The organism is Nostoc mirabile CHAB5784, from assembly GCF_020829645.1.
GTDB lineage: Bacteria > Cyanobacteriota > Cyanobacteriia > Cyanobacteriales > Nostocaceae > Nostoc > Nostoc mirabile.
On record NZ_JAIVFS010000012.1, the window covers coordinates 32,935 to 45,981 of the forward strand.

14 protein-coding genes and 1 pseudogene are annotated in these 13,047 nt (G+C 41.5%); 7 read left to right on the plus strand and 8 right to left on the minus strand.

All coding sequences use genetic code 11. From position 1 onward, the window contains the following. Window positions 1–5: 5 nt before the first annotated feature. The 3 genes from LC653_RS10780 to LC653_RS10790 form a co-directional block, all read right to left on the minus strand. On the minus strand, window positions 6–197 hold the full coding sequence (locus tag LC653_RS10780) for a PIN domain-containing protein (protein ID WP_229494473.1): 192 nt from the start codon (window positions 195–197) through the stop codon (window positions 6–8). Further along, window positions 194–424: a type II toxin-antitoxin system Phd/YefM family antitoxin gene (locus LC653_RS10785; protein WP_229494474.1), complete on the minus strand. Its 231-nt coding sequence runs from the start codon at window positions 422–424 to the stop codon at window positions 194–196. The genes LC653_RS10780 and LC653_RS10785 overlap by 4 nt, the downstream gene beginning before the upstream one ends. A 413-nt stretch (window positions 425–837) precedes the next feature. After that, window positions 838–1,278, minus strand: a complete 441-nt coding sequence (locus tag LC653_RS10790; protein ID WP_229494475.1) for a hypothetical protein — start codon at window positions 1,276–1,278, stop codon at window positions 838–840. Between the two features lie 639 nt (window positions 1,279–1,917). Here LC653_RS10790 and LC653_RS10795 point away from each other — a divergent pair. The 5 genes from LC653_RS10795 (at window position 1,918) to LC653_RS10810 (ending at window position 4,200) form a co-directional block, all read left to right on the plus strand. Continuing rightward, the gene (locus LC653_RS10795) at window positions 1,918–2,244 is read left to right on the plus strand and encodes a DUF433 domain-containing protein (protein ID WP_229494476.1); all 327 of its coding nucleotides are present in this window, start codon (window positions 1,918–1,920) and stop codon (window positions 2,242–2,244) included. A gap of 2 nt (window positions 2,245–2,246) precedes the next feature. Beyond that, window positions 2,247–2,429 (plus strand): DUF5615 family PIN-like protein, encoded by a 183-nt coding sequence (locus tag LC653_RS46800; protein ID WP_308189070.1) that lies wholly within the window; start codon window positions 2,247–2,249, stop codon window positions 2,427–2,429. Next, window positions 2,407–2,601, plus strand: coding sequence for a DUF5615 family PIN-like protein (locus tag LC653_RS46805; RefSeq protein WP_308189071.1), 195 nt, complete (start codon window positions 2,407–2,409; stop codon window positions 2,599–2,601). Before LC653_RS46800 ends, LC653_RS46805 begins: the two co-directional genes overlap by 23 nt. Before the next feature lie 237 nt (window positions 2,602–2,838). Then, window positions 2,839–3,225, plus strand: a complete 387-nt coding sequence (locus tag LC653_RS10805) for a Het-E N-terminal domain-containing protein (protein WP_229494477.1) — start codon at window positions 2,839–2,841, stop codon at window positions 3,223–3,225. Between the two features lie 3 nt (window positions 3,226–3,228). Further along, window positions 3,229–4,200, plus strand: a complete 972-nt coding sequence (locus tag LC653_RS10810) for an NACHT domain-containing protein (RefSeq protein WP_229494478.1) — start codon at window positions 3,229–3,231, stop codon at window positions 4,198–4,200. Between the two features lie 89 nt (window positions 4,201–4,289). Here the strand turns inward: LC653_RS10810 and LC653_RS10815 are convergent, their stop codons facing one another. From LC653_RS10815 to LC653_RS10825, 3 genes and pseudogenes are all read right to left on the minus strand, one after another. After that, on the minus strand, window positions 4,290–4,550 hold the full coding sequence (locus LC653_RS10815; RefSeq protein WP_229494479.1) for a PIN domain-containing protein: 261 nt from the start codon (window positions 4,548–4,550) through the stop codon (window positions 4,290–4,292). Next, window positions 4,547–4,777 carry a type II toxin-antitoxin system Phd/YefM family antitoxin gene (locus LC653_RS10820; RefSeq protein WP_229494480.1) on the minus strand — a complete coding sequence of 77 codons (231 nt, stop codon included), beginning with the start codon at window positions 4,775–4,777 and terminating at the stop codon, window positions 4,547–4,549. The genes LC653_RS10815 and LC653_RS10820 overlap by 4 nt, the downstream gene beginning before the upstream one ends. 104 nt (window positions 4,778–4,881) lie before the next feature. Next, window positions 4,882–5,154: pseudogene (locus LC653_RS10825) on the minus strand (hypothetical protein); the annotation flags it as partial. A gap of 197 nt (window positions 5,155–5,351) precedes the next feature. Here LC653_RS10825 and LC653_RS10830 point away from each other — a divergent pair. Both LC653_RS10830 and LC653_RS10835 read left to right on the plus strand, forming a co-directional pair. Beyond that, complete coding sequence (locus LC653_RS10830; RefSeq protein WP_229494482.1) at window positions 5,352–5,594, plus strand: hypothetical protein; 243 nt, start codon at window positions 5,352–5,354, stop codon at window positions 5,592–5,594. Continuing rightward, window positions 5,591–6,037, plus strand: coding sequence for a type II toxin-antitoxin system VapC family toxin (locus tag LC653_RS10835; RefSeq protein ID WP_229494483.1), 447 nt, complete (start codon window positions 5,591–5,593; stop codon window positions 6,035–6,037). The genes LC653_RS10830 and LC653_RS10835 overlap by 4 nt, the downstream gene beginning before the upstream one ends. Before the next feature lie 427 nt (window positions 6,038–6,464). Here the strand turns inward: LC653_RS10835 and LC653_RS10840 are convergent, their stop codons facing one another. After that, entirely contained in the window at window positions 6,465–10,463 is a 3,999-nt protein-coding gene (locus LC653_RS10840; RefSeq protein ID WP_229494484.1) for a DUF2157 domain-containing protein, read from the minus strand. A 570-nt stretch (window positions 10,464–11,033) separates the two neighbouring features. After that, entirely contained in the window at window positions 11,034–12,605 is a 1,572-nt protein-coding gene (locus LC653_RS10845) for a glycosyltransferase family 39 protein (protein ID WP_229494485.1), read from the minus strand. Between the last annotated feature and the right edge of the window lie 442 nt (window positions 12,606–13,047).

A 13,047-nucleotide genomic window follows, 5' to 3' on the forward strand; every position in this document is an offset into this window, starting at 1 on the left:
ATGCTTCATCCATGTTTCAAAATTTCCAGGAATTTGATACTTACCAATACTAACTTTGATGGCAATTTCCCAATTGTTGCAGGACTGAGCAAGATGTCATTGAGGGGATCGACAATCAAATCACAGGCGACTTGACTAAGGGCGGGATCATTGAGTACAAACCAGAGGAATGCTTGAGTATCGAGCAGAAACTTCATGGTATGTAGTCGTGAAAGTCTTGCAAGTGGGTTTCATCTTCGGACAGGATAGTTAGGGTTCCAATTGCAGTACCGGGCTGGCGAGGCTTCCGGGGTGGTTGGAATTCGCCAATTAGTCTAGCAACGGTGCGATCGCCGGAAAAAATCTGCACTTCTTCACCGGGTTGCAGACTTGCAATCAGTTCGGGTAAACGAAGTTGAGCTTCTGTTAATGGAATCTGTGTCATTGTTTTGTGCATCTGGTGGGTGAGCCGTCCCTTGGGCGTCTCCAAGAGTTGGCTTTGGCAGAGCCATCGCTCTTGCTTAATTTTAAGGAATCAAACCAACGGTAAAGCGCCCAATCAATTAACGCCACACTAACATAAGTAAAACGGATGTTGACTTTTGAGATCATTTTGGTATAGTTCTGGTAACATTATCATTAAGGTAGGTCTTGTTGACAATACTAGACCTATCTTTTTTTACCACGAATTGCTACACTCTTGACACAACAAGCTCTTCATCGCGTATTGTCATCCCGTCAGAAAAAACATACAAAATAGCCTCGATTTGGGGAAACCGAGGTTAATACTGGTAATAGGGGTTATACAGGTTTTGGGTACACAGAAATGCAGTTCTCATTAGAATTTCAGACACCCATCTAATTTGCTTTAAAAGCGGAGTTTTTGTAACGGTATTCGCAAATTCTCAAACAAACTAACCCAATAACAAAGGTTTGTGAGCCAGTTAAGCTACCCGAAAGTAACCATCCTGAAGGGCCAGCAAAATCCATAAGTTCATCAAACATTCCTTGTGTTATTTTTACTCCAGCATAAGCTGCAACACTGGACAAAAAACCTAAGGTAGTAGCTTCGTTCAGTAAATCCATAAGCTTTTCTTCTGTTAGTTTAGTTTTGTCACCAAAGTAAATTTCGTAGATAACACCGCACAACGCAACGTCCGCTGCCATAAGAGTCAATTGTTTAGGAACCTCAACCGTGAACGTTGGCACTGCTGATGCAAAACCTGTCGCTAACGCTGCACTTACAAGCGCAAAAACGGCTCTTCTCCTCTTTGTTTCTAATTCTTTATTTTTACTCATATCTCAAACATCCTTTTGACAACATTTATTACTACAAGAACTGTAGCCTAAACTTTAATGGGTTGACATATTCCTGTATACATATTTTTTGGGAAAAATAAATATATTTCTTTGGAAAGACATCGGGGTAAAAATTACCGTGTTTATCCATTTTTTTTAGTTCCTAAACTTTCAAAAAAAAACTCGGAATCAACCATTAAGAGCAATTAACTTAAAAAATTTTGTATAGCAAGTAGTGTAAACCGTAATTTCCCCCACCTAAATATTTTTTAGTTACTAAAACTTCCAAAAAACAACCCGGAATTTTGGAAAACTGATACGAGTCAATCGCCTGCCTGCTGAGAAAAGTAGATAAGAGGATGCTGTTCATTTGTGCCAATTTCATCAATTAAATCATTTAATCGCTTGGTCATACTCTTGCTTATTACGAATCGTAAGCAGGGGTGCGATCGCGCTCCAAATTAATATTTGGGGGAAGTGTGGTTAAGTTTTCTATTGGTCTTTGTCCTATTCTGAATGGGTCAAGATATCACAATTAATTCAACCCTTAGCTTAAAGAGCATACACACTATTTGTTCGTTGGTTCTTACCTATAATGGAGAACAATCGTCATCTCAAGTATTCAGCTTGATACCCACAATGACACTGAAAGAGCTACAACCTCAACTTTTAGCCCTGTCTTTGGAAGAAAAGGCACAGGCAATTCAGATTTTGGCGATATATCTGGGCAATGGGTTGATTGGCATTGAGAAAACACCAGGTGTCATGGGGGGCGATGCCTGTATTCGGCAGACTCGGATTCCGGTTTGGCTGTTGGTTAGCCTGCGCCATCAAGGGGCAAGTGAAGCCTATTTGTTAGAAGATTACCCGACGCTAACTGCTGCTGATTTGGTGAATGCATGGCTGTATGCAGAGGTTTATCCTGAAGAAATTGAAGCGGCGATCGCACGGCAAGAGGCGGCTTAAGTGTGGCATTGCTTTATGCCGATGAGGGGTTTCCCAAAATGGTTACGGGGCTACTGCGTCAATTCGGTCACGATGTGCTGACGGTACAAGAAGCAGGGCAAGCCAATCAGCAAATTCCTGATGACCAAGGGAAAAGCATTGGCGACGATTCAGGGGCGGGCAGTGCTGACAGTAAATCGAGATGATTTTATCCGCTTGCATCGCATGATTCCAGATCATGCAGGTATCATTGTTTGCACAGAGGATTTGGATCGGCAGCGATTAGCCACCCGGATTCATGAGGCAATTGCGGCTGAAGAATCTTTGTTTGGAAAACTGATACGAGTCAATCGCCCGCCTGCTGAGAAAAGTAGATGAGGTGAAGCGCGATCGCTCATGATTGTAAGATACATTAACAGTGCGATCGCCGAAAATTCTGCCTCATAAGCAAAATTATGCCTTAATTGTGCAATATTCTGTCAGTTAAAATCCAGAGAGTGTATCCTTGTAGTAAAAGCCAGGGCTTATACAAGTTACATTTGACTTACTGCGATCACCCAGGAAGGGTTTTTAGGTATAGCTGAAGTCCTATTAAACAATTTAGGAGATGAGTTTATGGAGCCTATTTCTCTTATTCTTACAGCATTAGTAGCTGGCACAGCAAAAACGGCTGGTGATGTAGCTCAGGATGCTTACAACGGCTTGAAGGCTTTGATTAAGCGTAAGTTTGAGAGCCAAGGTAAATCAGATTCAGCTACTATTCTAGATAAATACGAACAGAAGCCCGAAAAGACGAAAGCTCTTTTAGAAGATGAATTAACTGAGGTTGGGGCTGATAAGGATGAAGAAATTATTAAACTGGCTCAAAAGTTAATGGAGCAATTAAATCCTCAAGAAGCAGCAGAGGGAAAGTTTAATGTTCAAATTTCTGGGGGTACAGTTCAGGGTTTGACACAGCAAAATACTGGAACAATAACTCAGAACTACGGCAAGGATGCTTAGAAAATGACTGAAGATAATTCTGTTAATATCTCTGGGGGTAAAGTTCAGGGATTTATCCAAGAAAATAATGGAACTGTCACTCAAAACTTCATTAATCATGTATCTGACTCGCTGAGTGGGCAAACATCCGGTACGGAACAGTTCTTAGCTGAGAAAGAATTACGCCAGAGGAAAGTTTTACTCAGTAAAGTCAAACAATATTGGATCGAAGGGGTCTTAGAAAAGTCATTGTATAACGAGGCAATGATTCAACTCGGTTTAGAAAAGCGATCAAATGCAGTAGAGCTTCCATTTAGGAGCTTCGAGGAACTACCAGAAGAATCCGAACAAATTCTGCCTACAGAGACAAACGCAACTAAGGTCTTCGATCAAATAGGAGAGGGGCGAACTCTGTTGATTTTGGGAGAACCCGGGGCTGGGAAAACAATAACTCTGCTAAAACTTGCAGAGAATTTGGTTGCTCGTGCTACAGAAAATGTGAGTCTCCTGATTCCAGTGGTGTTTAACTTATCTTCTTGGGGGAGTAAGAAACCAACGATTGCTGATTGGCTCGTACAAGAACTTTTGAGCAAATACCAAGTTCCCAAAGAAGTTGGTAAAAACTGGGTTAAAAATCAACAACTGCTACTGCTGCTGGATGGTCTAGACGAGGTAAAGGCTGAACTGCGGGAAGATTGCGTCCAAGCTGTCAACAAATTTATGCAGGATCATGGACAGACTGAAATGGTGGTCTGTAGTCGTATTGTAGACTATGAAGTTCTTTCTAACCGTCTGCAATTACGAGGTGCAATCTACATCCGCTCTCTAACTCCTGAGCAAGTTAATCGATATTTGGACGCGGCTGGTGAACAACTAAGAGCAGTCAAAACTTTGCTGACCGAAGATACCGTACTGCAAGAGCTAGCAAAGTCTCCTTTAATGCTTAGGGTTACACCTTTTATAATCCGATGCTGCGGGAACATTTTGCCAGCATGAAGTGAGTTTAGGTAGAATCAGGATCTTTTCTGTGAGTGCTTGGGCAATCAAAAGCCGATCAAAAGGATCTTTATGATGGAATGGCAGAGTCACGATTGCGGCTGCATGAGCAACTTTAATCGGTAATATTTCCAATTCGTTAACTTGGATTTGATGCTCCATCCATGTTTCAAAATTTCCAGGAATTTGATACTTACCAATACTAACTTTGATGGCAATTTCCCAATTGTTGCAGGACTGAGCAAAATGTCATTGAGGGGATCGACAATCAAATCACAGGCGACTTGACTAAGGGCGCGATCCTTGAGTACAAACCAGAGAAATGCCTGAGTATCGAGCAGAAACTTCATGGCATGTAGTCGTGAAAGTCTTCCAAGTGGGTTTCGTCTTCGGATAGAATGATTAGGGTTCCAATTGCACTACCGGGCTGGCGAGGTTTCCGGGGTGGTTGGAGTTCGCCAATCAGTCTGGCGACAGTGCGATCGCCGGAAAAAATTTGCACTTCTTCACCGGGTTGCAGACTTGCAATCAGTTCGGGTAAACGAAGTTGAGCTTCTGTTAATGGAATCCGTGTCATTGTTTTGTGCATCTGGTGTCATCGCTCTTGCTTAATTTTACAGGTATCTTGAATTTGGGCGATCGCCTGTCTAATTAGTTCAACCCTTAGCTTAATACCTACCCCTATTCCCATGATTGAAATTCATCAATGGCGCTACGAATTAGGGAAGTTATTTGAGCGCGACGAGTTTCAAAGTTGGCGGCGATATAAATTAGTAAGATGCCAACTAGCAAGCCAATAACCCATTTTAAAAAGGAGTACTGCAAGCTAAAAATTACCGATTGATAGATTGTGGTGATTAAAAAAGTCGCTGTACCAATGTAGAGAAAAGCCCTCACTCGCAAAGCTAATCCGGCAAAAATGGCGATGAGGCTGAAAATTCCAGGTATCCAGGCTGGTTAAAGGGGAAAAGAATGTACTCCAAAATCATATAGCAATCCGATTTGATTCCTGAATTACTCGTAGAGACTGGGGACTGGGGACTGGGGACTGGGGACTGGGAAGAAGGAATAAAGGTGTACTGAGTTTTTTTCAAAAATCAAATATGAGTCCTATATAATAGAGTGTAAGCCCAAAAATATCAGAAAAAACTATGAATGTAAAACTTGTTAATTCTCTTGTAGAAGTGGTATTAAACCTCTCACCTGAAGACCAAAAACTATTTCAAGAAAAGCTCTCTAATAGACAAATAGAGGTAATCACTCGCAAAAGTGTAACCTCAACAGAAAAAGCAGAGCAATTTCGTCAATGGGTTGCTCAATTTCCTAAAAGTAATGCTAATCTACTTGACGAAACTTTACGTCGAAAAAATATTTATGATGATCGAGGCAGATGACCAACTATTTGCTAGATACGAATATTATTATAAGGTTTACTGATACTAACTCCCCCGAATATGACCTGATAAACAACGCTATTTCACAAATCTTAGTAGAAGGTGGTCAGTGCTTTATTACCTCTCAAGTTATCACTGAGTTTTGGGTTGTAGCCACTCGTCCTATAACTGTTAACGGACTAGGATGGACAGTAGAAAAAACTGAACAAGCAGTACAAATGTTAATTAATCAATTTGACTTGCTAGAAGAAACACCTGCAATATTTCCCCAATGGTTGAGTCTTGTTACATCTCACAAAATTTTAGGTAAACGCGCCCATGATCTCCGCATACAAGCAGTAATGTTAGCTCATAATACCTCTCATATCCTCACCTTAAATCCCCAAGATTTTGTTGCAATTGAAGGACTAATAATCATTCACCCTAATAGCTTAAACAGCTAGTCTATAAAAATAGCGCGATCGCCGCTTTTTTCGTGACAGAGAAATCGCTCAATTTATCCCTAATTCTTTCCCATAATATTTGGGAACATAGATTTTAATCAGTCGCAATCTCACCGAAAAATCCTTTTGAATTGATGACACGCCCTAGTCTCAGCTTTTTTTTGCACCTAAATCAACCCGTCGAACTCACGTTTTGAGAATTATAACTATAGCGGTTCTCAGTTGCATGAGGTACGCTTCAACCCCACCCCCTACCCCTAAGAGCTTGCTCTTAGGGGAGCGTTTGCGTAAGCAAATGCGGGGTGGGGTGACGACTGTATTGCAACGAAGTGAGAACCGCTATAATTAGCCAGACTTGATATCAATTGCGTATTCCAAAAGAGTACACAATTACAAATTAGGAATTAGAAATTTTTAATACCTAGCCCTATTCCCATGATTGAAATTCATCAATGGCGCTACGAATTAAGGAAGTTATTTGAGCGCGACGGGTTTCAAAGTTGGCGGCGATATAAATCAGGAGGATGCCAACTAGCAAGCCAACAACCCATTTTAAAAAGGAATACTGCAAGCTGAAAATTACCGATTGATAGATTGTAGTGATTAAAAAAGTGGCTGTACCAATGTAGAGGAAAGCCCGCACTCGCAAAGCTAATCCGGCAAAAATGGCGATGAGGCTGAAAATTCCAGGTATCCAAGCTGGATTTTGATGAAATAAAATTGCCCACCCACAAATTAAACCACTACCTACTATTCTCAGAATATGGCGAGATGTTTTGTACTCTGGTAGCTTCAGTTGGGTATCTACTTGAGCAATATAAAGCAGTGATAACCCAATTGGCGTTACATACCATAAAGCATCAGTCAGCCGTAGGGAATCAAACCAACGGTAAAGCGCCCAATCAATCAATGCCACGCTAATATAGGTAAAACGGATGTTTTCACCCACCTTTGCGAGGAAGATGTAAAATCCAGCCGCGAGTACCAAGGTGATTGGGTAAACTTGCAGTCTGGTTTCCCATAAACTTATCAATGGTATGATATAAGCGGCTTGCTGCCAAGGTCTTTTAGACCAACCCCAACTTTCCCAAGGCAGGATGTATAAGAAATAGGCTACCACACAGGCGATCGCACCGTTCCAAGGAACTAATGGCCCAGCCCAAAATCGTCCCACTGCTGTCTCGCGCCAATAAACCCTCATCCCGGCTACCTCTAATAAGCCAAGGTAAACCCACATTTCGGCGATTGTGATTCCTCCGAAGATGCTGGGAGAAGTGCGCGAATTTCGTCCCTGAAAGATGGCATAACGAATCAAAAATACCCCCGTTCCCAATCCCACTAAACGGTTAACTCCAATGGGAAGAGGAATGGCAGCCATTAATAAGCAGCTACTCCAAGCCCAGTGAATATGGGCAATTCCTTTCAGTTCTTGAGGAGTCAGGCGTAAGTAGCTGACAAGCCAAGGCGACAGAATACGGTAAGCATACATAATACTAGCGCCAAGGGCAGACATGGCAATCAATCCATCACCTAATGCTCCTGTTGAAGCTTGTAACATTTGATAGAACAAAAGTTCATAAGCAGAAATGGATACGCCAATGATTCCTAAGTACAGCAGGGGTTTAAAGTCTTCGCGGCGTCGCCCTACGCCAATGATAATTAAAGCTACACCCAAGGAATACAAACCAGTCCACTCGGTGAAGGTGTCCAAACGCAGCAATACACTGAATGCACCATAAATTAATGGCAAAATGTGAAAACTGCTAGGAAGCCTTTCTAATTGATGTCGTCGTCGCCACCACTCGCCGACAAGTTGAGCGATTAAACCCAAGGCGATATTTGCGATCGCAATCTTAACAGTTGAACGTTCCCCAAATCCCAGCACTTGAGCAGTCAACAATTCCAAAGACCAACCAATGCCATAAAATGCCCAATTTGTCGGTTCTCGCCAACTGCGATAAACAATGGCTACCAAGGTGATTGCAGTGGCAGCTAAGTACAAAAATCCAGAAGTAATAAACCCTGAGTAAATTAGTATTGAGTGTACCGTCAAACCAAACAACTCAAAACCACACAATGCGATCGCCCACTTATCACTAGCGGCTGCATATATAATTGCTAATTCGTTACCGCGTCGGTTCAAAACTGTCCGTGCTAACCATAGAATTAGGATTGCGATCGCTCCTACGACAAACCAACCTGCTAGCGCGAGGCGAGGTAAGCCAGGTACGCCTACCCATAACAGCGCCACAATGAAACTCAGAAGAAATCCTTCTGTAATTACCGCAGATATTTGGTTTCGCAAATAGCGCGTATTTGCGAACATCAATACCGTACCCACGGCCAAACCGATTAATCTGGTTTCTGGTAGCTGTAAAGTCAGTAACTGGGCAGTTACCACAGCCAATACACTCAAGTAACGGCTAGTAAAGCGACGCTCTATAATTGTGACATTGGCAACACCCGTGAGAGCTATAGGCGTAACTAGCCATAAGACTCCCCAATGAGCTTGGCTATCAGCGATGCCATACCAAGATGATTCTGCATTCATCCACAATAGGAAAAAACTAGCGGCGGCTAGTCCTAAACCGATGTCCCATCCACTACGTCGCCATAAACCTTCACTAAGGCTAAATCCCCATTCTGCAACCATCAGAACTAATAAAATACTTGCCCAGACTTGGTAACTCAGGGTTGGTAATAACCAATTAATGGTAAAACAAAAAGTCAGCACTCCCATGATGTGAGTTAGATATATCAGGGGAAGGGATGAGGGGGATCGGCGTTGAGTGACGAATGCCAGAGTGATTGTGGAAAATAGCAGATTTAGCGATCGCAATGCGGGATTTCCGATCGCGATCGTTGTTAAAAAAGCTCCAAATAAGAGGGTGAGCAGTTCGCCAAATTTAGCCAATTCTCGCTTTTCGGTGCGATGCAGCCTATCTGTGAGCGCCACCATTAAAATTATGTATGGAAATAAAGCTACACTCAGCAACGCCCAAGGTTCATTTTGAGAATTGGTAAGTTGAGTACCAGTTGCGATCGCTAATTTCTGTAAGCTATCAGGTACTAATCGCCAACCTAGCCAAATCGTCTGTAAGCCAATGACGAAAACTGCTGCAAAGTCTACCTTGAAACTGTACTGCCGCAGACGACTTCCCACAAACCACAAACCCAAAGCACTTACAGCTATTGCTGACATCGGATAATTTACTACCGAAACCAACCAACCCAGGAAGAGTAGAATACCACCAAGTCTTTCCCAGAGTAAGAGGGATGAGGGGGATGAGGGAGATGAGGAGAATATTACTTTTGCTCCCTGCCCCCTGCCCCCTGCTCCCTGCTCCCTGCCCCCTGTCCCCTGCCCCCTGCCCCCTGCCCTCCCCTGCTGTGCTAACCAAGTTACTAGCCAGCCGCAAATGCCAATGGCTAACCCTAACTGCGTGACATCTACCTTGGCAACAAAAATTGCCCGCACTAGCAGCACTATTAAAGCATAAATAATTACAGTAGCAGGTAAACTAATACTTAAGCGTTGGCGTAGGCGTAGCCCGTCGTAGACATCGCGGCTATCTTCCTCACTAATAGAATTAGGCTGTTGGTAAAGATTGTGATAAACGGTAATAATAGTTGTGCCGATCATTGCCACATAAACGGCAATCAAGGGAAATCCTCTTAATTGCCAACCCCAATGCAAATAACTCAGCCCCAGAATATTTATTAGAGGTAATTTCCCAGTAAGTAAATTGGGAAAAATACTGCGATTTTTGGAGAGTAAAATAGTTATAGCAGTAAGGGTAGGACAGGCGATCGCAACTACAATCCAATCCAAAGGATTTTGCCACAACCGAAAGCTATCCATTGCCCAAAAGTTTACTGGCACTAACAAAAGGGTGACAATCAATAATGTCTGAGCCGTCAATCTAAGGTTGCTTTGCCTAGTTGCCCAAAAGCTTAATCCCCAGAAACTCAAAGTATAAGCAAATAAAACTCCATACTGTCCAGAAGCCGGAAACCTCTCCCACTGACTTGCAGCCAGTACCCCAGAGGACACCACTACCAAGAATACTCCTAGAAAAAGCAGCCAACGGACACTCAGTTCTGCCCCTAATGACTGCAACATTGTGCTGATGAAGTTGGGTTTAGCTGGTTTTTGCTGCGGTGGTTGTCTACGGCTACTAGATTGTAAAGCTGCTACGGGCAACTGCTGCACTGAATCAGAAGTTACAAAGGCTACCTTTGTTTCAGGTTCAGGCTGGGGTTGCAACACCACCGTACACACCAGGAATTCTCGGCATAGCTGCCTAACTTGGGTATCGGATATCAAACCTAAACGCAGCCATATATCTAGTCCTTCTAATAAATGAGGATGGGAAGATGGCAGTCTGATTTCAAATTTTAGCGGGCGCTCAAGGGGCGATGACATAAGCGGCGGCAGTATAACTATATACTTAATTTTGCATTTAATTAATGTATATTTTGGCTCTAATTGTGCCACTTAGTAGGCTCATTGATTTAATTTTTAACGGAGCGCGGAGTTCAGGTGGATTTTGTTATAGCGATTCTCATTTGAATGAGGTCAACTAGTAGGGCATGGAACTGAACAAAAATAATTAGACAATATTCCCTATACGTCAACTTAACGTGAAACCCAAGCATATTGCCTTATACCAAGTCCACTCAATTACTAATTATCCCCTCGCAACCCCACCCCGCTTTTGTCTAGCGACAAAATCTCCCCTCCCCGGGAACGGGGAGGGGATTAAAGGGAGCTAGTGCGGTCTTCTCCCTTTGGAGAGGCTAGCGCCAAGGGGTTTCTCCAAGTGGAGCATCTGGCGTGTGGGGTAAAATGACTGTGGAATGAAGCTCTCTGACTTAAGTTGACACCAATGGACATGGCATTGCCCATACGAGTGTGTCAACTTAACGTAAAAGCTATGTCTTACAAGGAACTGAAGTTCCTTTTCTTTACGTTACCTTACCTATGCGGGAACCACTATATTTTCCAGAGTAAGTCGTTTATCTGCTGTAATTTAGAGTTATAAATTTTCTCAATTCCAGCTTTTAAGAAGTCAGAGGGACTAAATAAGAATATGTCACTAAAGCCATTAGTAATTTCAGGTAATTTATTTTTCTCTACAATTTGAAATCGCACTTTTGGATCAACTAAGTGACCTAGAATTTGTATTGCTGGAATTATGCTATCATCAGTAATTAAAAGCGGTTTATTACCTTGACTCACCATGTTAGCAATGTTGGGAAATTCTTGGTATTTTTCTGGGAATTTGTTCCACCATATCTGGGCTTGAGAACTGATCGTACAAGATATGATTCCGCTCATGATTACCATGAACGCTACAAATGACCAGAGCTTTTTTTGCCAAACTTTACTAGAAATAGACGTGAGTTTAGTGCTAAATAAGTAAGCAACAGCTAACTGTATACCTAAAACTGAGGGAAGTGTATATCGACTAGTAGCGTATCGTTTTTCAAAGACGAAATCCACTATCAGTAAGGGAAGCCCTACAGATCCAATCAAAGTCAAGACAAATAACCAAACTTCCTTAGAGGTTCTTCGACAGAGAACATAAATTGAATAGAGTATTAAAGCTAAAATAATTAAAATAACAGGAATTAAGACAATCTTAAGTTTTCCTGAATCGCTAGGGCTAATACCTAAATCAAGAAATGTACGACTAAAGATTCCAGCCCACCTTATAGCTGATGCAAATAATGTTTGTTTAACATTCGCCCAAGTTACTGCTCCTGACTGAGGGTTGGTAATAATAATCCAAATCCAAGGTATAAAAGTTATAAACCCCGCAAGCGATGAAATCAGGTAATAAATCGATGTTTTACTCAATCGCAAGCGTTCGATTGCAATTACATAAATTCCTTGCCCAAAAGCAACTAATGTAAAAAATATATGAGTATAAAACCCTAATGATAATGTTGCTGCATAAATGCACCAACTAACCTTTGTTTTAAGGCGCATAGCTCGCAGCAGTGCTACGCTCGATATTAAGATGGTTACTATCCATAAACTATATGCTCGTACTTCTTGTGCATACACGACATGAATAGGTGAAACGGCTACCAACGCGATGGCTATCCACCCTACTAATGAAGACTCAAATAATTCTAGGCATAGCAAATAAATATAAGGAAAGGTAAGCAGACTAATAAATGCCGAAAAACTTCTCGCCACTGCTACCGAATTGCCAAACCACTCTAACCAAAACCTGGTTATCACAATGTATAACGGCAAAATCTGTGAGTCTTCTGAAATAATCCCTTTAATTGTATCAATTACGCTTTTTTCAGGATTGGGATACTGATATTTCTGCAAATCTTCTATGGTGAGCAAACGACCATTACTTAACTGCTCATTCATTTCTGACTGTATATAGCCAGATATGCGTAATGATGAGAAAACTTCATCGCCCCAATAAAGTTTTTTGTCAAGATTGACGAAGCGAAAAAATACACCTATTACTAATAGGATGATGATTAAAAAACGTAGTGAAGATTGAGAAATAAACCAGTTCTGTGAAAATTGCTTTTTCATGTAGTTTTCAATCTCCTCAAGACCTTAATAAATGGTGGTAAAATTTTATTATCGCCAGAATCGTTTCTTAGGAGGCATTTTGCCTCCAATGCTACTCTCAAAGATATTGCAAGACCCTACAACTATTTTTAGTTAACCGCCAGATTCAGTTTCAGGTTAATCTAGAAATTACAAATTGTAGATTTTGAGTTAAAATTTTCTTATATGAGTTTCAATAAGTTTGCAGCTTTTAGCAAAAATATCCCATATTATTTAATACAATCGATTATTTGTATTTGTCATCGTATAATATAGTATAAATTAAGATGAATGTAAAATAATTGTGTTAAAAAGAAAAAGATTTCATAAAGTTTATATAGAAATACTATAAATACGCCTTTGTGTAAAATTGAAATCAAGCTGAAGATGCTGAGTCTGGTTTATCGAGGAGACTAAGCTAGCG

Bases quoted from the DNA above. Each gene is read 5' to 3' on its own strand.
- LC653_RS10805 (WP_229494477.1), top strand. From the start codon at position 2,839: ATGGAGCCTATTTCTCTTATTCTTACAGCATTAGTAGCTGGCACAGCA.
- LC653_RS10795 (WP_229494476.1), top strand. From the start codon at position 1,918: ATGACACTGAAAGAGCTACAACCTCAACTTTTAGCCCTGTCTTTGGAA.
- LC653_RS10810 (WP_229494478.1), top strand. From the start codon at position 3,229: ATGACTGAAGATAATTCTGTTAATATCTCTGGGGGTAAAGTTCAGGGA.
- LC653_RS10790 (WP_229494475.1), bottom strand. From the start codon at position 1,278: ATGAGTAAAAATAAAGAATTAGAAACAAAGAGGAGAAGAGCCGTTTTT.
- LC653_RS10780 (WP_229494473.1), bottom strand. From the start codon at position 197: ATGAAGTTTCTGCTCGATACTCAAGCATTCCTCTGGTTTGTACTCAAT.
- LC653_RS10845 (WP_229494485.1), bottom strand. From the start codon at position 12,605: ATGAAAAAGCAATTTTCACAGAACTGGTTTATTTCTCAATCTTCACTA.
- LC653_RS10835 (WP_229494483.1), top strand. From the start codon at position 5,591: ATGACCAACTATTTGCTAGATACGAATATTATTATAAGGTTTACTGAT.
- LC653_RS10820 (WP_229494480.1), bottom strand. From the start codon at position 4,777: ATGACACGGATTCCATTAACAGAAGCTCAACTTCGTTTACCCGAACTG.
- LC653_RS10815 (WP_229494479.1), bottom strand. From the start codon at position 4,550: ATGAAGTTTCTGCTCGATACTCAGGCATTTCTCTGGTTTGTACTCAAG.
- LC653_RS10840 (WP_229494484.1), bottom strand. From the start codon at position 10,463: ATGTCATCGCCCCTTGAGCGCCCGCTAAAATTTGAAATCAGACTGCCA.
- LC653_RS10785 (WP_229494474.1), bottom strand. From the start codon at position 424: ATGACACAGATTCCATTAACAGAAGCTCAACTTCGTTTACCCGAACTG.
- LC653_RS10830 (WP_229494482.1), top strand. From the start codon at position 5,352: ATGAATGTAAAACTTGTTAATTCTCTTGTAGAAGTGGTATTAAACCTC.